22 protein-coding genes are annotated in these 22,923 nt (G+C 53.7%); 7 read left to right on the forward strand and 15 right to left on the reverse strand.

Going from position 1 to position 22,923, the window contains the following annotated elements; all coding sequences use genetic code 11:
• Window positions 1-85 precede the first annotated feature (85 nt).
• The 6 genes from AC236I_RS24680 to AC236I_RS24705 all read right to left on the reverse strand — a co-directional run bounded on the left by AC236I_RS24680 (window position 86) and on the right by AC236I_RS24705 (window position 8,587).
• Window positions 86-1,474, reverse strand: a complete 1,389-nt coding sequence (locus AC236I_RS24680) for a glycoside-pentoside-hexuronide (GPH):cation symporter (RefSeq protein ID WP_044023633.1) — start codon at window positions 1,472-1,474, stop codon at window positions 86-88.
• A gap of 71 nt (window positions 1,475-1,545) precedes the next feature.
• Window positions 1,546-2,556, reverse strand: coding sequence for a LacI family DNA-binding transcriptional regulator (locus AC236I_RS24685; protein ID WP_044023575.1), 1,011 nt, complete (start codon window positions 2,554-2,556; stop codon window positions 1,546-1,548).
• 847 nt (window positions 2,557-3,403) lie between these two features.
• Window positions 3,404-4,669, reverse strand: coding sequence for an MFS transporter (locus tag AC236I_RS24690; RefSeq protein WP_015585438.1), 1,266 nt, complete (start codon window positions 4,667-4,669; stop codon window positions 3,404-3,406).
• A 41-nt stretch (window positions 4,670-4,710) separates the two neighbouring features.
• Window positions 4,711-6,834 (reverse strand): alpha-galactosidase, encoded by a 2,124-nt coding sequence (locus AC236I_RS24695; RefSeq protein ID WP_004869338.1) that lies wholly within the window; start codon window positions 6,832-6,834, stop codon window positions 4,711-4,713.
• A gap of 113 nt (window positions 6,835-6,947) precedes the next feature.
• The gene (locus AC236I_RS24700; protein WP_048023486.1) at window positions 6,948-7,943 is read right to left on the reverse strand and encodes a substrate-binding domain-containing protein; all 996 of its coding nucleotides are present in this window, start codon (window positions 7,941-7,943) and stop codon (window positions 6,948-6,950) included.
• Window positions 7,944-8,038: 95 nt separating this feature from the next.
• A complete protein-coding gene (locus tag AC236I_RS24705; RefSeq protein WP_004869333.1) occupies window positions 8,039-8,587 on the reverse strand; it encodes a helix-turn-helix domain-containing protein in 549 nt (182 codons plus the stop codon).
• Between the two features lie 100 nt (window positions 8,588-8,687).
• Between AC236I_RS24705 and AC236I_RS24710 the strand changes: the two genes are divergently transcribed.
• Both AC236I_RS24710 and AC236I_RS24715 read left to right on the forward strand, forming a co-directional pair.
• Complete coding sequence (locus tag AC236I_RS24710) at window positions 8,688-9,347, forward strand: AzlC family ABC transporter permease (protein WP_015585440.1); 660 nt, start codon at window positions 8,688-8,690, stop codon at window positions 9,345-9,347.
• Window positions 9,347-9,670, forward strand: a complete 324-nt coding sequence (locus AC236I_RS24715; protein ID WP_015585441.1) for an AzlD domain-containing protein — start codon at window positions 9,347-9,349, stop codon at window positions 9,668-9,670. Before AC236I_RS24710 ends, AC236I_RS24715 begins: the two co-directional genes overlap by 1 nt.
• 41 nt (window positions 9,671-9,711) lie before the next feature.
• On the opposite strand, the gene AC236I_RS24720 is transcribed toward AC236I_RS24715, so the two are convergent.
• The 9 genes from AC236I_RS24720 to fdhD form a co-directional block, all read right to left on the reverse strand.
• Window positions 9,712-10,266: a P-loop nucleotide/nucleoside kinase family protein gene (locus tag AC236I_RS24720; RefSeq protein ID WP_004869327.1), complete on the reverse strand. Its 555-nt coding sequence runs from the start codon at window positions 10,264-10,266 to the stop codon at window positions 9,712-9,714.
• A complete protein-coding gene (locus tag AC236I_RS24725; RefSeq protein WP_015585442.1) occupies window positions 10,263-10,700 on the reverse strand; it encodes a PTS sugar transporter subunit IIA in 438 nt (145 codons plus the stop codon). Before AC236I_RS24725 ends, AC236I_RS24720 begins: the two co-directional genes overlap by 4 nt.
• A gap of 9 nt (window positions 10,701-10,709) precedes the next feature.
• Window positions 10,710-10,979 (reverse strand): hypothetical protein, encoded by a 270-nt coding sequence (locus AC236I_RS24730; RefSeq protein ID WP_015585443.1) that lies wholly within the window; start codon window positions 10,977-10,979, stop codon window positions 10,710-10,712.
• Between the two features lie 66 nt (window positions 10,980-11,045).
• Window positions 11,046-11,888: a class II fructose-bisphosphate aldolase gene (locus AC236I_RS24735; protein WP_015585444.1), complete on the reverse strand. Its 843-nt coding sequence runs from the start codon at window positions 11,886-11,888 to the stop codon at window positions 11,046-11,048.
• Window positions 11,875-13,242 carry a PTS sugar transporter subunit IIC gene (locus AC236I_RS24740; protein WP_004869317.1) on the reverse strand — a complete coding sequence of 456 codons (1,368 nt, stop codon included), beginning with the start codon at window positions 13,240-13,242 and terminating at the stop codon, window positions 11,875-11,877. The genes AC236I_RS24735 and AC236I_RS24740 overlap by 14 nt, the downstream gene beginning before the upstream one ends.
• Complete coding sequence (locus tag AC236I_RS24745; RefSeq protein WP_004869315.1) at window positions 13,235-13,549, reverse strand: PTS sugar transporter subunit IIB; 315 nt, start codon at window positions 13,547-13,549, stop codon at window positions 13,235-13,237. Before AC236I_RS24745 ends, AC236I_RS24740 begins: the two co-directional genes overlap by 8 nt.
• Window positions 13,550-13,560: 11 nt before the next feature.
• The gene (locus AC236I_RS24750) at window positions 13,561-14,541 is read right to left on the reverse strand and encodes a 6-phosphofructokinase (protein ID WP_015585445.1); all 981 of its coding nucleotides are present in this window, start codon (window positions 14,539-14,541) and stop codon (window positions 13,561-13,563) included.
• 401 nt (window positions 14,542-14,942) lie between these two features.
• Entirely contained in the window at window positions 14,943-15,155 is a 213-nt protein-coding gene (locus AC236I_RS24755; RefSeq protein WP_015585446.1) for a YdgH/BhsA/McbA-like domain containing protein, read from the reverse strand.
• 127 nt (window positions 15,156-15,282) lie between these two features.
• The gene (fdhD, locus tag AC236I_RS24760; protein ID WP_004869309.1) at window positions 15,283-16,119 is read right to left on the reverse strand and encodes a formate dehydrogenase accessory sulfurtransferase FdhD; all 837 of its coding nucleotides are present in this window, start codon (window positions 16,117-16,119) and stop codon (window positions 15,283-15,285) included.
• Between the two features lie 156 nt (window positions 16,120-16,275).
• On the opposite strand from fdhD, the gene fdnG reads away from it, so the two are divergent.
• From fdnG to AC236I_RS24785, 5 genes are all read left to right on the forward strand, one after another.
• On the forward strand, window positions 16,276-19,326 hold the full coding sequence (gene fdnG, locus AC236I_RS24765) for a formate dehydrogenase-N subunit alpha (RefSeq protein WP_088402721.1): 3,051 nt from the start codon (window positions 16,276-16,278) through the stop codon (window positions 19,324-19,326).
• A 12-nt stretch (window positions 19,327-19,338) separates the two neighbouring features.
• Window positions 19,339-20,241, forward strand: coding sequence for a formate dehydrogenase subunit beta (gene fdxH, locus AC236I_RS24770; protein WP_004869304.1), 903 nt, complete (start codon window positions 19,339-19,341; stop codon window positions 20,239-20,241).
• Window positions 20,238-20,873 (forward strand): formate dehydrogenase cytochrome b556 subunit, encoded by a 636-nt coding sequence (fdoI, locus tag AC236I_RS24775; protein ID WP_004869301.1) that lies wholly within the window; start codon window positions 20,238-20,240, stop codon window positions 20,871-20,873. The genes fdxH and fdoI overlap by 4 nt, the downstream gene beginning before the upstream one ends.
• Complete coding sequence (fdhE, locus tag AC236I_RS24780; protein WP_004869299.1) at window positions 20,870-21,799, forward strand: formate dehydrogenase accessory protein FdhE; 930 nt, start codon at window positions 20,870-20,872, stop codon at window positions 21,797-21,799. Before fdoI ends, fdhE begins: the two co-directional genes overlap by 4 nt.
• 198 nt (window positions 21,800-21,997) lie before the next feature.
• Window positions 21,998-22,921 (forward strand): alpha/beta hydrolase, encoded by a 924-nt coding sequence (locus AC236I_RS24785; RefSeq protein WP_015585448.1) that lies wholly within the window; start codon window positions 21,998-22,000, stop codon window positions 22,919-22,921.
• Window positions 22,922-22,923: the final 2 nt, after the last annotated feature.

A 22,923-nucleotide genomic window follows, 5' to 3' on the forward strand; every position in this document is an offset into this window, starting at 1 on the left:
AACTTAAAATCAATAACCAATATTTTAATTTCACCAGTGCTATTATTTAATAGTCAATGACGCGGATATCCTGAGCTTCTGGTGATTAACCGCGACCTTTTTCCAGTTCACGTTTCGCCAGATCTGTTTTGATTTTTTCAAGGAACGCGTTATTCAGCTTGAAGTAGCGCACCAGATACGCGCTGATGAAATAACTCACCATCGGCAACAGTGAGAACATGACGATGATGCCCTGGATGGTCTGAGGATTTTGCTGCGGCTCATTAGCGACATAGCCGGTAAACGCCAGAATCCATGCGACGATCGCGCCAGCCACCGCTAGCCCCATTTTCAGCATAAAAAGATTACCCGCGAAGGAGATACCGGTCAGGCGCTTGCCGAATTTCCAGTCGCCGTAGTCATCGACGTCGGACATCATCGCCCAGAGAATGGGGCCAGACTGAATTAAATGCAGAACGTTAATCACAATGAATAGCGTCATCAGCGGGGTCAGCGATTGCGGATCGATAAACCATAACGCAAATGACAGAATACCGAGGATAATATTAATAATGCGGAACAGCGCCAGCTTATCAAAGCGATCGGTAAGCGGTTTGGCAAGTACACTGCCCAGCATATTACAGGCCACGCCGAGCGCCATAAACAACGTAATAAATCCGACAGAGGCCTTCATCACATAGGTCGCATAATAAATGGTTACGCCACCGCGGATAAATGCCGGGAAAACATTAAGGAAGGTAATAGAGATCATCAGTAGCCACTGATCGTTTTTAATAATGTCGCGCAGATCTTTCTTTAATGATTCGTTTTCCTTAACCGATACCACGCGCTCTTTTATGCTGGAGAAGCAGAAGAGGAACATCAGGGTTGCCGCACCGCCCATAATCATCATCGTCATCTGAAAACCGGAAGCGCGGTCACCGTTACCCAACCAGTCCGTTAACGGCAAAATAGAGGAGGAAATAATTAACGTTGCCAGACCGTTAAGGAAAAATCGCCATGACAGGCAGCCCATGCGCTCTTTCTGATTGAGAGTAATTACGCCGCCGACCGAGCAATAGGGAATATTAATCGCGGTATAAATCAGCGACATCATCAAATAGGTGACCCAGGCGTAGATAATCTTGCCGTTCATGCTCAGTTCTGGCGTAGTAAACATCAGTACCGCGCCCAGTCCAAACGGAAGTGCCATCCAGAGTAACCATGGGCGGAACTTCCCCCAGCGGGTCACGGTTCGGTCGCAGATAGCCCCCATTAGCGGATCGCTAAAAGCGTCAAAAATGCGAATAACCAGGAATAATGTCCCAACAACACCGGCACTTAAACCATAAACGTCGGTATAAAACCATGTCAGATAGAGCGCCAGCACGCTCCATATCATTCCTGAGCCGGCGTCACCCATGCCGTAGCCGATCTTCTCTCTCAGCCCCAGCTTTTCATAAGCGCTTGGCCTTTCCATTGCGGTAGCAGACATAAATACACCTATTTTTTTGTTAAAAGGAACCCATGGCGCAAAGCGTCGCGCCATGTCTAAATATAAATCCCTTACAGGGAAGTAATATTAATCTTTACGCTGCTCTCGCGGATAATTAACCGGGAGACAATTTCATGCATTTCGATACTGTCCTGCTGCGGTTGATGCTTCACCATCTGGAAGGCCAGATGCGCGATTTCATTTATTGGCTGCGCAACGCTGGTGATTTTTTTGGTTTGCGCCAGCAGGCTATTGTCAAAACTGGCAATAGCAATATCTTCAGGAACGGAGATTCCTTTTTCCTTCAGGCCATCGATAATATAGTTTGCCGCAATATCGTTATAAACTAACAGACATGTGCAGGGGTTCTTCCGCTCACTGAGTTTCTCGATAATATCATCAAGAATACTAATATGGCCTGATACCTTTTCTCCCTCACCTTTGGCTATCCAGAACAGATTATTCTGAACCAGATTTAAGCCATGACTGGCTATTTTTTTGCTATACGACGAGACTTTACGATTGTCAACACCCTCCTGGGCAACAAACCCAAATGAAATATGGCCGGTGTGTATGAAGTGCTCCGCAATACTTTCAGCTCCGCGGTCCTGATTAATCGACACTGAATTAAAGAAGCGGGAAACCTGCGTGACGACGGCGACGGGGATCCTGGTAATCGTCAACCATTCTGAAAGTTCGGCTTCGGCTTCTGTCGGCACCCATAACAAACTGTCAATGCCCATCCCCACTAAGGTATGAATAATATGTTTATCTTGTTGCGGTTGATTCTGGTGCGTTTTAACAATCACCGATTTGCCGATATACCGGGCCTCTTCTTCTACTGTCGCCAACAGTTCACAGAAGTGAGGGTTTACCAGATTAGGCACCACCACACCAATCAGTCCGGAACATTTCCCACTAAGCTGAAACGAACTCTTGCTGGGTACATAGCAGAGATAATCCATTGCATCACGCACCGCCTGACGCGTTTCCGGTATCACGCTGGGATGATTGTTGAGGACTCGTGATACGGTCGCAGTCGAGACCCCGGCTCTTTTCGCTACGTCTTTAATGGATGCCATGATGATTGAATACGCCCCCCTAACACTGGTGCTCACTATAAATTGTGATCGCTGTCGAAAATGTAAGCCAGTTCACATGTTGCCGCGTTACATAGAATCGCGTTCAGCCTTCGCAATTTTATTTAGCTGCTCCCGGTTTATTTTCAGACCTATACAAAAGCATATATTAGCGAAAAGGATAATATATTATGTCAGAAAATTATTGTACTGTAGCGGTAATGGGTTTAGTTGACTGGTACAAAATGCAGGTTAAAAGGAGTGCATGTAAAGGGTCGCATCGTTATTCCGCCCGTAAGCGATAGAGTTCTCGCGTTGATCACCGCTAAGGATGAGGCATTATAAAAATCGACCTTATTTATATATTGGTAATATTATTCATTAAAAAATAAATCAATTTAACAGCGTTTGCTCTACGCGTAATGAAATAGAAAAAAGTAATATTTAACGCGCTTCATGCGTCGTAGCGATCGTCATCATGGCTCAGCTTCTTGTCACTGTCGAGAGAAGAATATCAGGCGCGCCCGGTTCTCAGCGCCGGCAAACCGCGCTTCAGGCAGCGCCATCCGTTGTAGCGTAACAATTATCGCCGACAGAAGTATGCGTTCCGTCGGCAATATTAATCGGTGGTCCTATCCAGCACTATTTACCGCCCCTGGAAAACATCCGCGGAATAATGGGTGCGAGTGATTGAACTCATAGGCCCGCGCCTTGCTCATTAGCCGCTGCGGCGGTAAACCATACCCTGAATCAATACTTGGCTCACCGTGGCTCATTCTTTCTCTTATATCCAAAGCACAAGCTACTCCTCATATATTTAACACGTCCCTGTGAATTGTCGCTCTATTTGCTAAACCGTCATGGCGTTATCGCTAATATTTTCCGGCTTTGCCTTGCCCGATAAGGTAAAGGCAGATATGAGCGTGACGGCCAGGGCAATTCCGCCGAGGATCATATAGGTGTCCTGGAAGCCAATCCGGTCATACATATTGCCGGCAAACGCGGAGAGGAAAATCGCCGCCACCTGTTTGGCAAACTGAAAACCGACCAGGTAGATCGTCGCCGACAGGCGAGTATCGAAGACGCCGGTGATGTATTTAAATGCCCCCACCAACAGGAACGGAACCTCGAGCGCATGGAGCATTTTTAGCGCCACGACTTCAGCGGCCGTCGTGGCGAACGATGAACCGATCATCCTTGCCGCCATTACCATCCCGGCAATCAATAAGGTATTTTTGGCGCCGATGCGGTTAATAATCCACGGCGAGCAGAACATGATAATAGCATTGCAGATCTCCCCGGCAGTGGTGGCAAAACCAAACGCCCGGGTCCCCGCTTCCGGAGTGGTAAAGAAGGATTTAAAGAAGGTAGCAAACTGCTGATCGAACACGTCATAGACGCAGGCCACGCCAACCACATACAAAATAAACATCCACATTTTGCGCTGGCGGAACATGCGCACCGCGGTTTTCAAATCTACGGCGGAACGATTGGCCCCCAGGGAGCCCAGCACCTGAGTCGCCTGGCTGGCCTGCGGCTTAGCTATCGCAACCAGTACCAGCAGCAGCAAGGCCGCGACCGATCCCATCCAGAAAACCCATTCCGGATTGACGCTAAACAACATGCCTGCGGTGGTCGCGCACAGCGCCCATCCCAGGCAACCAAAGGTACGCGCTTTGCCGTACTCAAATCCGCTATTCCGGCTGACGCGCTCGATGTACGCCTCCATCGCCCCGGCGCCCGCGGAAAACACAAAGCCGATGTAGGCACCGCCGCTTAACGCGCCGATCCAGATATTGGTTTTTAATAACGGAGCAAACACGTAGAGGAAGAATGGCGCAATCAGCACCAGCAGGACGGAGACGACCCACATCAGATGTTTCTTTAGCCCCAGCTTATCCGAAATAACGCCCAGCACCGGCTGAAAACAAATCGCAAACAGAGACAGGCTGGAAAACACAATACCGGTCTCGGTTTTGTTCAGCCCGATAACGTCCGATAGCCAGATCGGCAGAAACGGAAAACAGGTGGCCATGATGAAAAAGTAGAGAAAAAAGAACAGCCCGAAAATCCAGAAGTTAGGGTTGTTTTTATGGGTACAGGCGGTCGGGTTCATTTTATATTCCTCAATAAGGGCCGCCGGGCGGCCCATTGCCATCACACGCGTTGCAGACCAATCAAAATGGCGCTTTCCGGGTCGAGAATCGGCAGCGCCAGTCCCGCCTGTTGCAACCACTCGCCGCTTACCGTCTGCGGTGAGGTCATCCACGCCGGCAGCTTGCGCATGGTGTGGCCGCCCTCCCCCGTTACCTGAATATTGGGGTGATCAAGGAGCGTAATGTGATACCGCGCCCCCGCCTCCAGACCCGCAATGCGCAGCGGCGCCATCAGGCTGTAATCGGGCATTGCCAGCTGGCTCACCAGAAACAGCGCCTGCCCCTTATCTTCACTGACCACGCCGTGTGCAAGGGTGGTGGTATCCGGCATATCCAGCCGCCACTGCACGCCATGATGAATCACGTCGCGCCACTGCTTATGTAGCGCCGCATACTTGCGGTAGCCGGCACGCTCCTGTTCATCGGCGCTCACCGGATCCAGCTCCAGCCCCATATGACCAAACAGCGCGGTCAGGCCGCGAAAAGCGATACTGTGCTGACGGAAAGTAGCGTGACAGTGACGGTTGCCGATATGCGCCCCCATCACTTCCGGCGGGAAGAAATAACTCATGCCGCGCTGGATGGTATTACGCTCCAGCGCATCGTTATTGTCTGAAGCCCAGAAGCGGTGGCTGCGTTTAAGCACCTCGTAATCAATGCGTCCGCCGCCGGAAGAACAGGATTCAAACTCGATCTGCGGGAAGCGGGCCACTAAGGTATCCAGCAGGCGATAAAACTGACGGGTTTGCGCGTCGGCCGCCGCTTTGCCGTTATGCGCCGGCTGCACCAGCTCGCGGTTCATATCCCACTTCACATAATCAACCGCATGCTCGCCCAGCAGCCAGCTCATCCGCTCCAGCAGATAGTCGAACGCCTGAGGGATATTCAGGTTCAGAACATACTGATGACGTCCGGTCGGTGACTTATAGCCCGGCAGCGCCAGCACCCAGTCAGGATGCGCGCGGTATAAATCGGAGTTCGGGTTAATCATTTCCGGTTCAACCCAGATACCAAACTCCATGCCCAGCGACTTCACATGGTCAATCACCGGCGTCAGGCCATTGGGGTATTTCTGCTCATCGAGATACCAGTCGCCGAGCGCCGCCCAGTCGTCGTTGCGCCCTTTAAACCAGCCGTCGTCTATGATAAATCGCTCGACGCCCAGCGCTGCCGCCTCATCCGCCATGCGCATGATGTATTGCGGGTCATGGTCGAAGTAAATCCCTTCCCAGGTATTGAGATGCACCGGTCGCGGTTTATTGCCCGGAAAGCGAATGATCTGCTCACGCAGATAGCGGTGGAACTGCTGACTCATGCCGTTCAGCCCCTGAGCGGAATAGCTGGCATAGAGGCTGGGTGTCCACAACGTTTCCCCTTCCGCGAGCGCCATTTCGCCCGGCAGATACAAGGCTTCCGCCTGTAGGTAGCGGCGGCCGTCGGTTTTCACCTCCGCGCGCAGACGGTGGTTGCCGCTCCAGCCCAGGTGCACGCCCCAGACCTCTCCCTCCATTTCGCAAAACGCCGGGCTACCGGTAATCAGCGCCGGGAAATGTTCATGGGAGGTGCGTCCACGGCGATTTTCCAGCACAAAACTATCGTGTTCGAGAGTCAGACGATGCGGCTGAAATTCGCGAATCCAGCGGCCGTGGAACGCCATAACTTCTCGGGCACGCTCGGCAACCGGTAGCGTTACGGCCAGGCGATCGACCTGCCAGGGCTGCGGACGAAGATTGGTTACGCCGTGTCGGACGCGCAGAACGCCGCTGCTATCGAGCTCAATGTCGCTTTCCAGACGCAGACCGGCCTGCTTGTCTTCGCTGGTCAGCGTTAAGCGCTGCCCCTCCTGCAAAGCCCCGGTAGTGACAAAGACCGGCGAACCATCCAGGCCCTGACGATGCCCCTCAATCCCCGGCGCGCCGAACAACCCGTGGCCCAGTTCGGCCATCAAGGTGACCGGCGAGTCAACATCAAGGCGACCGTTGGCGATCGGGCGAGCAAGCGTGTCAGCATCCTGCGGCGAAAAGTGAGCTAAATGCGGCCCCCAGTAGATTATTTCGGCGAACGGCTGGGTTTTGATCACCACATCAACCGTGGCGCTTTGCAGACGTAAAATCGAATCAGACATCAGACATCTCCACAACAAGGAATGCCTTACTGTTGATCCGAAACGTTTCGGGTAACAACCAAAACGTTTCGGATCCGTGATCGAGTGCAGAAATTAACGTTGTGGAGAGATGATCAGGCGGTTTCGCCAGGGATGAATTCAGGTTGCCAGAGCACCTGTAAAGAGGAGAGGTCGTCACCGGCGATCAGCCGCCGGACCATCTCTGCAATCTGCCGGCCGACGCCCTGACGGGTGGACTGAATCACCGCCGCGACCTGAGTATCGATAATGCTGTCCTGCGGCAATCCGTCATAAACCACTAATGACACGCGGCTATCGCCGGTCAGGCGACCCAGCTGCGAAAGCGCCATCGCCGCGCCGTCGCCGTGGGTATTGCAGTCAGTGACGATCGCCGTCGGCGGCTCCGGCAGGCGCAAAAGCTCCAGCGTAGCCTGGTATCCGCCGCGGCGGGTGGGCGACACGCTACGCAGCCAGCTATCGGACAGACCGGCTTCGCGCAAGGCGTCCAGGTAGCCGTTACGCCGCTGAGTGATAAACGCCTGGCTGTTGTTTTCCCCCAGCAGGGCGATGCGCTGATGGCCCTGGCTGATTAAGTGGCGAGTCGCGCGATATGTCCCAGCATAATTATCGAAATCAAACCAGGCGTAGGGCTGCGGCAGGCGGCTGCGGCCAAGCGCGAGAAAGGGGAATCCCGAGGAGAGCAACTGCGTCAGACGCGGATCGTCATCCAGCGTATGCGCCACGATCAGCGCATCGACTCGCCGGCTTTGCACCATGCGCATATAGCCATGTTTATCCGCCTGTTCATCATCCGCGATCAGCAGCAAATCAATTTCATAACGTGCCAGCTCATGGCTAATCTCCCCGACCATCTCGAGAAACACCGTGTTATTCAGCGGAGCCGGACGGACGGGGAACACCAGACCCACGGCATCGATTTTGCCCATTTTAAGGCGCCTGGCAAAAGTATTGGGCCGATAGCCGCGGCGTTTTGCTTCCGCCTCGACGCGGGCTCGCGTCTCCTGCGACACGTCGTCATAGCCGTTTAATGCCCGGCTGACGGTGGTGACCGAGATCCCAAGTTCTTTAGCAATAGCTTTCAGCGACATATGTATCCCTGTCTTCGCGGAGAATGCGGCTAGTTTCCCGCAATACGGAGATGGCGTCCAGCAACAGCCGCAGCGCCGGTGTTCTCGCCATCCCGTTAGTTTTGTTCAGCAACCAGTATCGCCTGGGTATCCGGTTCCAGCGCCTGGAAAACATGTTCCTGATCCGCCGGATAGCAGATGTAATCCCCCTCACCGAGCTCTTCCGGCGCTTCGGTCAACCCGACCCGCGCGCGCCCCTGGGTGATAATAATATGCTCAACCGAACCCGGCGGATGGGGGTGAGAAATCCGATCGGCACCTGGCTGCGTCAGTAATAAATAGATATCGCGACGGGCGCCCGGCGGACAGGTCGCCAGTAAAATGGCCTGGTAATGAGCCTGTTCGGCCACCACTTTGGTTCCTTCTCCGCGACGCAAAACCTGTGTCTTTTGCGCCTGCGGCTCCAGCAGTTGCGCAAAAGGAATATCGAGCGCGACGCAGAGGGCCCACAAGGTCTCCAGGCTCGGATTACCGTTGCCCGATTCCAGCTGCGATAACGTTGATTTGGCAATGCCTGCCCGGCGCGCCACTTCCGCCAACGACAGTCCGGTACGTGCACGTTCACGTACCAGGCTTTTGGCAATCAGGCTAATTGGCTGTGTCATACACGGCTCCGCGTTTTTTATATCGAACGATTCGTTCGTCTTGAAAATCGATATTGATGCGTTCATTATAATGGAAATTCGTTCGATATGGCTAAATAGTATGAAGCAGCACTTCTCCTGTCTCAAAGCAGACACCATCAAAGCAATCGCGTTAGTGTGCCTGGCGGTCGGCATCGTCGGCATGTCCTACGGTTCGCTGGCGATGGCCTATGGCTTCCCGGTATGGGTTCCGTTTGCGCTCTCCCTTTCGGTACTGGCAGGCGCCTCCGAATTTATGTTTATCGGCATTATCGCCAGCGGCGGGAACCCGCTAGCCGCTGCAGCGGCAGGCTTGCTGGTCAACGCCCGCCATATTCCGTTCGGCGTCACGGTGCGCGACCTCGTCGGCAAACGCGGCGTCAGCTTGCTGGGTTGCCATATTATGAATGATGAGAGCGTGGTGTTCGGGCTCTCGCAAAAAACGCCGGAACAGCGTAAAGCCGCCTACTGGCTGTGCGGGCTCGGCGTGGCGATTATCTGGCCCGTAGGGGCGCTACTCGGCGCCATGGTCGGCAAGCTATTGCCCGACCCGGAAACCATTGGTCTGGATGCGGTATTCCCGGCTATTTTGCTGGCGCTGGTGATTCCGGCGTTTAAAAACCGCACCACCTTAATCCGCGCCTGCAGCGGCGCGGCGCTATCCCTGGCCACCGTTCCCTTTGCTCCGGTGGGTCTGCCGGTGCTGCTCTCATTGTTTGGCTTGATGACGAGGAAAAAATAATGGCTGATATCACGCTGTTCATCGTCGGCATGGCGATTTTATCGGCAGGAACCTATTTGATGCGTCTGGGCGGGGCGAAGCTCGGCAGTCGTTTAGCGCTTTCTGAACGTTCTCAGGCGCTGCTTTCCGATGCGGCAACGGTATTGCTGTTTTCTGTTGCCCTGGCGACCACCTTTTATGAAGGTGAACATTTTGCCGGCATGGCGCGGGTGCTGGGCGTCGGTTTCGCCGTTTTTCTTGCCTGGCGCAAAATGCCGCTGATCGTGGTGATTATTTCGGCGGCGGTGATCACGGCGCTGCTGCGTCTGGCCGGGCTTTCGTAGGCCGGACAGGCGCAAGCACTATCCGGCAAGCAGACGCTCCGTCAACCCAGGGTCTGCTTAATCCACTCCGATAGCCTGATAATATCCAACGGTTGCTGTTGATCCACCGTGAAGACCGGGCCAAGTCGCATCGGCTCAGCCCGTTCAGCCAACAGGGCAAGCTCCGGCAGATATTCTTCTCCGGGGTGGCCCGCCCGACGATCCTGCAGACGCGTGGCATAGCGTGACACGGCAAGCTCAGGAGAGATTTGATTCCAGATCTCAACCACTTTCTCAACTCCCGCCTGATGCAGCCATCGTTGTAGCGTTTCCCGGGGCTGGAAACCGAACCAGGCGTCGACTAACCAGATAACGTTGGCTGGTGAATGGCCGATGATCGACCAGATAACCTCGTAGGCCGCGCATCCCAGCTGACGATTAAAAGGCCGATCGATGTCGGTAAAGCACGCCATAAACGGTTCTTTAATCTCATCGATGGTCAGGAGCGGCAGGCCAAAGGTTTGCGATAGCGCCTGGGTTATCGTGCTCTTTCCCGAAGCGGGGACGCCGTTAATTAAGATCACGGTTTTACAGCCGGCAGTGAGATGTCTGTTCATAACAACGCTATCACCTCTTCTCTGGTACTGGCGGCGCGAAGCCTGGCCATGGTTTCGTTATTGTCCAGCAGTGCAACAATCGCCCGAATTCCCTCTTCAATATGCGCATTGCTATCCTGGGCGCCGAACATAATGACGATATCCGCCCTGTCGCTTCCGGCAAATTGAATCGGTTTATCTAATACCACCAGACTGAAGCAGTTTCGCTTCACCCCGCACTCCGGTCTGGCGTGTGGAATGGCAATCCCCTCTTCAAATACGTAATAAGCACCGTGATTGAGAGTATTATCAATCACCGCTTTACTATAACTCTCAGAGATATACCCGTTCGCCACCAGGGGACTGGCGGCAAGCTCAATCACTTTGCGCCAGTCAGACTCCAGCACGCCGATCTGAATGGCATCGGCCTCAATCAGCAAATCTTTTATGGTCATTACGCCTCCCTAGATATTACGGCGAATAATATTGCGTAACTCATCAATACGAATAAATAGTGCGTCGATATCCTGACGATGTATTTTGCTTTTAGCATACACCGATAGCGCCCTGTTATACTTCAGCATCAATGCCTTCTGGATCTCACCATTGCCAGGCTCGCCCTGTAGTTCATTTTCCAGCGTCTTTATTTCCTCAGCCAGTTCGCGGGACAGCCGATCATAATCCTGCGACGGATGATTCTCTTTTTTCCACAACGCTTTCAGTGATTGAAACATAATCTTCTCCCGCCCTGACGGGTGCAGGGCTAACCTGGTAATGACAATTTATTATTGCGGATTTAACTATTTAAATAATTCCATTTTTTCCATCAGCACCTGGGTGACCGCATTATTGGCGGGAATTAAAAACTTACGCACGCTGTCATTAACCTTACCTTTTTCAAAAGTGGTTTTACATTGGTCAACCCACTGCACGTTCATTTCTGTGCCCACATTGACCTTATTAATCCCTTCAGTCACCGCTTTACGCATATCCTCATCACTGACGCCGGTACCACCGTGCAGCACCAGCGGAACGCCCGTAGCCCGGCTAATCTCCTGAAGGCGCTGATGCTGGATCTGCGCCTTGCCGGTATAAAGGCCGTGCACGGTGCCGACGGAGACAGCCAGCATGTCAACCCGGGTCTCAGTTACGAAGCGCGTGGCGTCTTCGACGGTGGTAAAGCTGATATCCTCTGCGGCAACGGCTTTACCATCTTCTGAACCCCCGATGGCGCCCAGCTCCCCTTCAACGGTGATATTCCGCGGCCGCGCCATTTCCACCACAATCCGCGTATTGCCGATATTTTCCTCGAGCCCCAGGTGTGAACCGTCGTACATGACCGATGAAAATCCGGCATTCATGGCTGTTTCAATCGCACTGATATCAGAACAGTGATCCAGATGCAGACAGGTTGGCACATTTTCACTTTCCGCCAGTGAACGGACGGCATCCACCAGTAAACGATAGCCAAGATATTCCGCCGTACCGGTCGAGATTTGAATCATTAAAGGGCTATTGCTCTTTTGCGCGGCTTTAAAAAAAGCCGGTAGCATTTCAATACAATGCAAATTAAATGAGCCAATAGCTTTGTAATTTCTTTGCTGAGCGATTTTCAGAATATCGTTAAAATTATACAGACTCATGAATCTTTTCCCCTTTAGGCTTAGATGATGTACCGTTTACGAACCATGCCAGTGCGGCAACAAAAACAATAAACAAGGCGACAAATAACCAGTTGTTCTGTAAGGCATGGCCTAATACCAGGCCTGAACTAATAACATCTGAATCACTGAATGTGACGCCGGTAAAACCGTAGCTTTCAAGCATCGGTACCAGAATGGCAGGCAGGAAAGTAATAAACAGACCGTGAACCACACCGCCAATCATTGCCCCGCGACGCCCACCCAGCGCATTACCAAAGACGCCCGCCGTACCGCCGGCAAAGAAGTTGGTTAACAGTCCAGGGAGGATCATCGCCAGGCCAAACATCGGGAAGACCAACATGCCAATGATCGAACCCACCGTCGTTGCGAGGAATCCCACGATGACCGCGTTAGGGGCATAAGGGAACAGGACGGGACAGTCCAGCGCCGGTTTCGCATCCGGCACAATACGCATGGCAATACCGCGAAAAGCCGGGACCAGTTCATTCAGTAACAAGCGCACGCCGCTGTAGAGGACAAAGACCCCTGCCACAAACTGAACAGACTGCATAAAGGCATACATCAGGTAGTTCACACCGCCGGAAAACTGGGCGATATACTCGGGTCCGGCAGCCAGCGCCGGGATCAGGTACATGGGGACCATCACCACCGCCATGGCGAGATAGGTATCCTGCAGAAACTTGAAGTTATCAGGCAGTTCAAGATCTTCTGTGGAGCGGGAACCTTTACCCACCACTTTGGCCACCGCCGCCTGGACTAAATATCCGATGGTGCAAAAATGCCCGAGAGCCACATCGTCAGAATCGGTAATACGTCTGACCACCGGCTGCGCTAACGCCGGCATCAGTACCGCCATGACGCCGCCAAAGATACCGCCGGTCAGGATCAGCGGCAGCCCGGTCAGCCCGGCTTTGTAGCCAATCACCGTGCCAATCGTTGCCATCCACAGCAGCGCCTGTCCGGTGAGGAAGATATATTTCAGCGGTGTCAGGCGGGCGATAATAATATTAACGGCAAAGATCACCATCAGCGTCAGCGCCACTTCAGAACCCAGTTCTCGATTCGCCAGACCGGCGATAGCAGCGACATCGGTGATGTATCCTTTCATCCCGAAACCGTGGGTGAAGATATCGTTAAGGAAGCTCAGGGTGGCGACAATAATATTAATGCCGGCCATCATAATTAAGAACCCGAGCAGCGTTTTAAACGTCCCCTCAACCGTTTTACCCACTGACTTCTTCTGTAAAATCAGACCCAGCATGGCAATAAACGCGATTAATATCGAAGCCTGGCCGAGCAAATCTTTTACAATAAACTCGATAAAGCTATTCATGATCGGTCACCTTCAGATTGCGCTCTTTCAGGAATGAGACAATTTTCCGCTCAATTTCATCTTTATCCGTCAGGCGGTTGAGGACCACTACACGTTTTATTTCCTCTTCATTAGCGTCGGCGGTTAATATGTCGGCGAATGTTTTTTGCGTCAAAATAATGTCGGATTTAAATGCTCCAGCTTCAGATACGGTGGTATGTTCAATATGTGCAGGAATTTCCAGTTTCTTTAATACTGCTTTCGCCGTCATTTCGATGGCAAAGCTTGAACCGAGGCCGCAGCCACATACGCAAAGAATTTTCAGCATGTAGGGTCTCCTCAAATAATATTGAGTTGTTTGGCAAGTTTATAATGATGTCCTTCGATATCTACCAGACGTTTTTTCATACTGACTAAGTCAATTGGAATAGGTTTATTGCTTGAATTTATAATAATGGCTTTATTTTTCATTCCTGACTGAATACAGCGAACGACTTCGTTCGCCATGATCGTGCCCTGGTAAATTTCTTCGCAGGTCGGGTCGCCGCTGCGCAGTCCATAGCCGATAATGGTTTTACGGATGCGGACACCGATGCGTGGCTCAAGCTGTTTGATCATCGTATCGATAGCCCCTTGAAACCCAGGGGAATACTCCCTGGTGTAACCTTCAGAGCAAAGTATCACCACGCTGTTTTGCTCGCGAAGCTTGCGTCTGACGCGCTCGGCCAGATCCTCTAATGGCATCTGTGCTTCCGGGATCAGCGCAATATCGGCATTACTTTTAATTGCTGACTGCAGCGTTAGCTCTCCACAATACCCTCCTAATATTTCAACCATAAACACCCGCCCAGGTAATGCTCTGCCGGTATTTCTTAAACGAGAAACCTCCTTGATAATTTGTTCGCAGGCTGTAGAAAAACCGATAGTATAATCACTACCGTATACATCATTATCGATAGTCATCCCGACACCGAAACAGTTAATATCAAATTCGCTAAGCGTATTAAGGAACTGTAGGCTGCCATCACCGCCGGCCATAATGAGTACATCAAGGCGCAGCGACTTAATTTTCCTGGCTATAGTTTCATACTCACTCCGCAGCAATTTACGCGTGGTTCGGCCGGACGTAATAACAGGCAGTGAACAAATAGAGAAATCGACAAGATCCCGCCAGGCGATTTCCTGATGATTTTTATCGAGCAGCCCAGGTATTCCACCATTAAAAATGGTGATCTCCGCGCTTGCGAGCTTCGCAACCTGAAAAATGAAATTATTAATTCCCGATACATCGCCACCGCTAATAACAATACCGATTTTCATGGTCACCACCGTCATATTTCCTTGCCCACATTTATCCCTAAGTTCAAGACCTGGATTTGCAACGAAGATCACATAATTATGATTAATTGATCCGTGGTAACGATTGACAGACGTAAATATGGGGTGTTTTTTGTGATGTGCGTCTCACTTAAAAGATGAGATCGCCTTAACAGTTATTTTCAAATAACTTTATTATTCATTAGGTTAAATATTGAGAGGATAGCGTGTCATTTTGCTTGCCAGCGGGTTAATTTCGTCGCCAAAAGCAAAGAAGAGAAACGTGATAAACACCACATTTTTTTGAGGAGAAGTGGAGGTGTCGGGCGGAGAGTTTTCCGGATGGTAAAAGCACAAAAACAAAAAAAGCGCCCGCAGGCGCTCTTTCGACGGTGATGCCGGTTTTATTTGTTCAGTTCTGCCGTCATATGCACGCGATTACCGGTGAAGGCTTCGGTGATGGTGTAAGAAGAAGCACCGGCGGCCTGAGCCTGAGCGGCGATTTTCGCTTCCGCACCGTCCATTGTAGAGGAGGTTGCGCTCACTGACTGCGCGGCATAAGAACCAAAGGAAGCGGTAAGAGCGATAACTACAGCAAAAGTTTTGATGCTTTTCATGATGTAAATCCTTCATTAAGTTGTTTGGGTAAGGCGTTGTGCCTTGATGTGATAAATAATAGACCTCACAACCCACGACTAAAAGCGTAAGGATTTGCTCTCATCGTTCAAAAAAATTGACTTATTTTTAACCGGCGATCAGCCGCTGCGGATGGGTGTAAACCGTTGCCCTGCCCGGGCGGCAAAAGCCCACCAGCGTCAGGTTGCAACGTTCCGCGACCTCCACCGCCAGCGCGGTAGCGGCGGAAACCGCAAACAGAATTTCCACACCGCACATTGCCGCCTTCTGCACCATCTCGTAGCTGGCACGGCTGGAGACTAGCGCCGCCCCGCATTGCCAGTCATCGCCCTCTTCTACCCGTCGCCCCAGCAGTTTATCCAGCGCGACGTGACGCCCGACATCCTCATGTCCGCCCGCCAGCTCACCGGACGGACGCAGCCACGCCGCCGCATGGGTGCAGCCGGTGATATGGCCAATCGGCTGAACATCACGAAGCTGCTCCAGCGCGCGATCGAGATTCCCCAGGCTAAAGGTTTGGGTGAAAGGTAAAGGTTGCACCGGCTTGCCGATATCGTTGAGCTGCTCAACGCCGCAAACGCCGCAGCCGGTGCGCCCGGCCAGCGCGCGACGGCGCTCTTTCAGTCCCATAAAACGACGGCTGGAGAGTTCAATCTGCACTTCCAGACCGTTGCAGGCCGGCACCACTTCCATCCCGTAGATCTCGCGCCGGTTTTCAATAATCCCTTCGGATAATGAAAAACCGACGGCAAATCGTTGCAGGTCGGTGGGAGAGGCCATCATGACAACGTGTGAGATACCGTTATAGACCAGCGCCACAGGAACTTCTTCGGCTAATTCGTCAGACTGCGGATGTTGCAAATCATCGCGCTTCCAGAGCGCGACCTGACGACATCCTGTGATGTTTGTCACATTTTCAATTTGTTCGGGAGGGTTCTTGTTCACTTTGTCTTAACCGTATTGGAACAGGCATACACACAATGTGGTATTCTTTGCATACCCCTTCAAGTGAAAGGGTGATCACCCCCAATTCTGAACCTTTGCGGCGCTTACCGCAAAGTAAATAACTACATGTGACAATGTCGATACAAGGAGTGAACCATGCAGGTCAGCAGAAGGCAGTTCTTTAAGATCTGCGCTGGCGGTATGGCAGGCACAACGGCTGCAGCGCTGGGTTTTGCCCCAGGCGCCGCGCTCGCGGAAACCCGGCAATATAAACTGCTGCGTACCCGTGAAACCCGTAACACCTGTACGTACTGTTCTGTCGGTTGTGGGCTGTTAATGTATAGCCTCGGCGACGGTGCGAAAAACGCCAAAGCATCCATCTTTCATATCGAAGGTGACCCTGACCATCCGGTCAACCGTGGTGCGCTCTGCCCGAAAGGGGCGGGTCTCGTCGACTTTATCCATTCCGAAAGTCGTCTGAAGTTCCCGGAATATCGTGCGCCAGGCTCCGACAAATGGCAGCAAATCAGCTGGGACGACGCGTTCGATCGCATCGCGAAGCTGATGAAAGAAGACCGCGATGCCAACTTTATCGCCAAAAACGACGCCGGCACCACCGTCAACCGTTGGTTGACCACCGGCATGCTGTGCGCTTCAGCCTCCAGTAACGAAACCGGCTATTTAACGCAAAAATTCACCCGCGCGCTCGGTATGCTCGCGGTAGACAACCAGGCACGCGTCTGACACGGACCAACGGTAGCAAGTCTTGCTCCAACATTTGGTCGCGGTGCGATGACCAACCACTGGGTTGACATCAAAAACGCCAACCTGATCGTGGTGATGGGCGGTAATGCCGCTGAAGCGCACCCGGTAGGGTTCCGCTGGGCGATGGAAGCCAAAATCCATAACGGCGCGAAGCTGATTGTTATCGACCCACGCTTTACGCGTACTGCGTCGGTAGCCGACTTCTATACCCCGATTCGTTCCGGTACTGACATTACCTTCTTGTCAGGCGTCATCCTGTACCTGCTGAATAACGAAAAATTCAACCGCGAGTACACCGAAGCCTATACCAACGCCAGCCTGATCGTGCGTGAGGATTACAGCTTCGACGACGGGTTGTTCAGCGGCTATGACGCGGCAAACCGCAAATACGATAAGACCAGCTGGAACTATGAGCTGGACGAAAACGGCTTCGCGAAACGCGACACGACGCTGCAACATCCGCGCTGCGTATGGAATCTGCTGAAACAGCACGTTTCCCGTTACACCCCGGAGGTTGTGGAAAATATCTGCGGTACGCCGAAAGCGGACTTCCTGAAAGTCTGTGAGTACATCGCTGAAACCAGCGCCCATGATAAAACCGCGTCATTCCTCTACGCGCTCGGCTGGACGCAGCACTCTATCGGTGCGCAGAACATCCGTACCATGGCAATGATCCAGCTGCTGCTTGGCAACATGGGTATGGCCGGCGGCGGCGTGAACGCCTTGCGCGGTCACTCCAACATTCAGGGGCTGACCGACCTGGGGCTGCTGTCGCAGAGCCTGCCGGGTTATATGACGCTACCGAGTGAGAAACAGACCGACCTGCAAACCTACCTGGCCGCCAACACGCCGAAGCCGCTGTTGAAAGATCAGGTGAACTACTGGGGCAACTACCCGAAATTCTTCGTCTCAATGATGAAGGCCTTCTTTGGCGATAAAGCCACGGCGGAAAACAGCTGGGGCTTTGACTGGCTGCCGAAGTGGGATAAGGGCTACGACGTCCTGCAGTACTTCGAGATGATGCACCAGGGCAAGGTCAATGGCTATATTTGCCAGGGCTTTAACCCGGTGGCCTCGTTCCCGAACAAAAACAAAGTGGTCGCCTCGCTGTCGAAACTGAAGTTCCTGGTGACCATCGACCCGCTCAACACCGAAACGTCCACCTTCTGGCAAAACCACGGTGAGTCGAACGATGTCGATCCGTCGAAAATCCAGACCGAAGTGTTCCGTCTGCCCTCCACCTGCTTCGCCGAGGAGAACGGCTCTATCGTCAACTCCGGACGCTGGCTGCAGTGGCACTGGAAAGGCGCGGATGCTCCGGGGATTGCGACCACCGATGGCGAAATCCTCGCCGGCATCTTCTTACGTCTGCGGAAAATGTACGCTGAAAACGGTGGTCCGGCGCCTGAGCCGGTGCTGAATATGACCTGGAACTACTCCACGCCGCACGAGCCCGCTTCGGAAGAGGTGGCGATGGAGAGCAACGGCAAGGCGCTGGCGGATATTACCGATCCGGCCACCGGCGCAGTGCTTGTGAAGAAAGGCCAGCAGCTCAGCTCCTTCGCGCAACTGCGCGATGATGGCACCACCGCCAGCGGTTGCTGGATCTTCGCCGGCAGCTGGACGCCGGAAGGTAACCAGATGGCACGTCGCGATAACGCCGACCCTTCCGGGTTGGGTAATACGCTGGGCTGGGCCTGGGCATGGCCGCTCAACCGTCGCATTCTGTATAACCGCGCCTCTGCGGACCCACAGGGAAAACCATGGGATCCGAAACGCCAGTTGTTGAAATGGGACGGCGCAAAATGGGGCGGCGTGGACATTCCGGACTACAGTGCCGCCGCACCGGGCACCGACGTCGGGCCGTTCATCATGCAGCCCGAAGGCATGGGTCGTCTGTTTGCCCTCGATAAGATGGCGGAAGGTCCGTTCCCGGAACACTACGAGCCGTTTGAAACGCCGCTGGGCACCAACCCGCTGCACCCGAATGTGGTCTCTAACCCGGCCGCCCGCGTCTTTAGCGGTGACCTGCAACAGATGGGTAAAGCGGATAAGTTCCCGTACGTCGGTACCACCTATCGTCTCACCGAGCATTTCCACTACTGGACCAAGCATGCGCTGCTTAACGCCATCGCCCAGCCGGAACAGTTCGTGGAAATCGGCGAGAAGCTGGCGAACAAGCTCGGCATCGCGCATGGCGATACCGTTCGCGTCTCCTCCAATCGCGGTTATATCAAAGCCAAGGCGGTGGTGACCAAGCGTATTCGCACGCTGAAAGTGGACGGTAAGGATATCGATACGATCGGTATTCCTATCCACTGGGGCTATGAAGGGGTGGCGAAGAAAGGCTTTATCGCCAACACGCTGACGCCGTTCGTCGGCGATGCGAACACGCAAACGCCGGAGTTTAAAGCCTTCCTCGTGAACGTGGAAAAGGTGTAACGGAGACGACTTATGGCTTATCAATCGCAAGACATCATTCGTCGTTCCGCGACTAACGGTTTCACTCCCGCGCCTCAGGCGCGGGACCACCAGCAGGAAGTCGCGAAGCTTATCGACGTCACCACCTGTATTGGCTGTAAAGCCTGTCAGGTCGCCTGTTCAGAATGGAATGACATCCGTGATGAAGTCGGCAGCAACGTCGGGGTGTACGATAACCCCGCGGATCTGACCGCCAAATCCTGGACGGTAATGCGCTTCTCGGAAGTGGAGCAGAACGACAAACTGGAGTGGCTGATCCGTAAGGATGGCTGTATGCACTGCGCCGATCCGGGCTGCCTGAAGGCCTGTCCGTCGGAAGGGGCCATCATTCAGTATGCCAACGGCATCGTCGACTTCCAGTCCGAACAGTGCATCGGCTGCGGCTACTGCATCGCCGGCTGTCCGTTTGACGTCCCCCGGCTCAACCCGGAAGACAACCGCGTCTACAAATGTACGCTGTGCGTAGACCGCGTCACCGTGGGCCAGGAACCGGCATGCGTGAAAACCTGTCCGACCGGCGCGATTCACTTTGGCTCCAAAGAGGACATGAAGGTGCTGGCCGGCGAACGTGTCGCCGAGCTGAAAACCCGTGGGTATGACAATGCGGGCCTGTACGATCCGGCTGGCGTTGGCGGAACGCACGTGATGTACGTGCTGCACCACGCCGACAAGCCAAATCTGTATCACGGCCTGCCGGAAAACCCGGAAATCAGCGCCACCGTGAAGTTCTGGAAAGGGATCTGGAAACCGCTCGCGGCGGTAGGGTTTGCCGCGACCTTTGCAGCCAGCGTCTTCCACTATGTCGGGGTCGGTCCGAACCGTGCGGAAGAGGAAGAGGACAACCTGCATGAAGAGAATGACGAGGTGCGCAAATGAAAAGACGTGACACCATCGTGCGCTACACGGCGCCGGAACGCATCAACCATTGGGTCACCGCCTTCTGCTTCATGCTGGCGGCGATAAGCGGACTGGGATTCTTTTTCCCGTCCTTCAACTGGCTGATGCAAATCATGGGCACTCCGCAGCTGGCGCGCATTCTGCACCCGTTTGTCGGGGTCATTATGTTTGCCTCATTCATCATCATGTTTTTCCGCTACTGGCACCATAACCTAATCAATCGGGATGATATCTTTTGGGCGAAGAATATTCGTAAGATCGTCGTCAACGAGGAAGTGGGTGACACCGGGCGCTATAACTTCGGCCAGAAATGCGTATTCTGGGCGGCGATTATTTTCCTGGTTCTGCTGCTGGTAAGCGGTGTGATCATCTGGCGTCCGTATTTTGCGCCTGCGTTCTCAATCCCGGTAATCCGGTTAGCGCTCATGCTGCATTCATTTGCCGCAGTAGCCCTAATTGTGGTTATCATGGTGCATATTTACGCCGCCCTGTGGGTGAAAGGCACCATTACCGCGATGGTGGAAGGCTGGGTTACCAAAACATGGGCGAAGAAACATCACCCCCGCTGGTACCGAGAAGTTCGCCAGAAACAGGAAAATAAGACTGAATGAGTATTCGCATAATCCCGCAAGATGAGCTGGGGTCGAGCGAGAAACGCACGGCGGATTATATTCCGCCGTTGTTATTCCCCAGACTCAAGAACCTCTACAATCGCCGCGCAGAGCGTCTGCGCGAGCTGGCAGAGAACAACCCGCTGGGCGATTTTCTGCGTTTTGCCGCGCTGGTCGCCCACGCGCAGGAAGTGGTGCTCTATGACCACCCGCTGCAAATGGATCTGACCGCGCGCATCAAAGAAGCCAATGCGCAGGGCAAACCGCCGCTGGATATTCACGTCCTGCCGCGCGACAAGCACTGGCACAAGCTGCTGCATTCGCTAATTGCCGAGCTGAAGCCGGAGATGAGCGGTACCGCGCTGGCAGTTATCGAGAATCTGGAAAAATCCTCCGATCTGGAGCTGGAAGAGATGGCAAGCGCGCTGTTCGCTTCCGACTTCGCGCTGGTGAGCAGTGATAAAGCGCCGTTTATCTGGGCTGCCCTGTCGCTCTACTGGGCGCAAATGGCCAGCCTGATCCCAGGCAAAGCCCGCGCAGAATACGGTGAAGCACGCCAGTTCTGCCCGGTATGCGGCTCAATGCCGGTTTCCAGCATGGTGCAAATTGGAACCACCCAGGGGCTGCGCTACCTGCACTGCAACCTGTGTGAAACCGAATGGCACGTGGTGCGCATCAAATGTAGCAACTGCGAACAGACCCGCGATCTCAACTACTGGTCGCTGGAAAATGAAGACGCGGCGGTGAAAGCCGAAAGCTGCGGTGACTGCGGGACTTACCTGAAGATTCTGTATCAGGAAAAAGATCCGAAAGTGGAGGCCGTGGCCGACGATCTCGCCTCGCTGGTGCTGGACGCTCGCATGGAGCAGGAAGGCTTTGCCAGAAGTTCGATTAACCCGTTTATGTTCCCGGGTGAAGGGGAGTAAAACCCCTCGTAGTGCCGGGTAATCCAGATTACCCGGCACTCTCCCCCCGATGCGTAAGCACCTCAGCACAGGAAGGCCTTCGCTTTAGTACGCCCTTCTCCCGTTCCCGACACGCATTTTTGACAAAAAACCCCTTTTCTATCGACTACAATCCAGGCTATAACACTGTATATCCATACAGACTAAAGGAATATAATGATGGCACTGGAACACGGTATCGCCCGGCTGGTTGAGGAGTTTATCGCCGCAGGGCGCCCCTCTTCACGACAGCAGAATATTGATGACCGGAGGGCGGGCTATGTAGCCAGTGCGGTGCTGGCCGGAGAAAGTGAAACGCGTGTGCAGGTGGACGACATCACGCTGGAAGGGATCAATTTTCGCGTGGTATCGCCGCAGAATGCTGCCGGTCCGCTGCCAACCGTTATCTACTATCACGGCGGCTGTTTTGTCAGCGGCGGCTTCGCCACCCACGATAAACAATGGCGTCAGCTGGCGTATGACAGCGGCTGCCGGGTGATTGCCGTGCAATACCGGCTGGCACCCGAGCAGACGTTTCCTGCCGCGCACGATGACGCGGAACGGGGAGCGCAGATTATCCGCCGCCACGCAGAAGCGCTTGGGGTGGATACCTCGCAAATCACCCTTGCGGGCGATAGCGCGGGGGGAAATCTGGCTCTCATCACCGCGCTACGGCTGAAAGCCGCGGGTGCCTGGTTGCCCGCGCAGCTGATTCTGATTTATCCCATGCTGGATGCTACCGCGGCGTCGGCAAGCTACATCAGCAACGGAGAGGATTACATTATCACCCGGGATACGCTCCTGAGCGGTTATGAAATGTACCTGCCCTCGACGGAGTCTGCACACCCGGAGGCCAGCCCGCTCTGGCGTGATGACTTCAGCGGCCTGCCACCCGTGCATATCCTCACCGCCGAATATGATCCGCTGCGTGATGAAGGCGAAGCGCTGTATCAGCGAATGGTTGAGCAAAACGTGGCCTGTACCTGTCAGCGCTATGCTGGGGTGATTCACGGTTTCTTTCAGCTGGGTGGCATCAGTCTGGCGGCGCGCCATGCCATGGGAGATGTCGCCTGGCGAATCCGTTCACCAGGTCGGTCGCGATAATC

The organism is Klebsiella sp. Sb-30 (assembly GCF_057652795.1).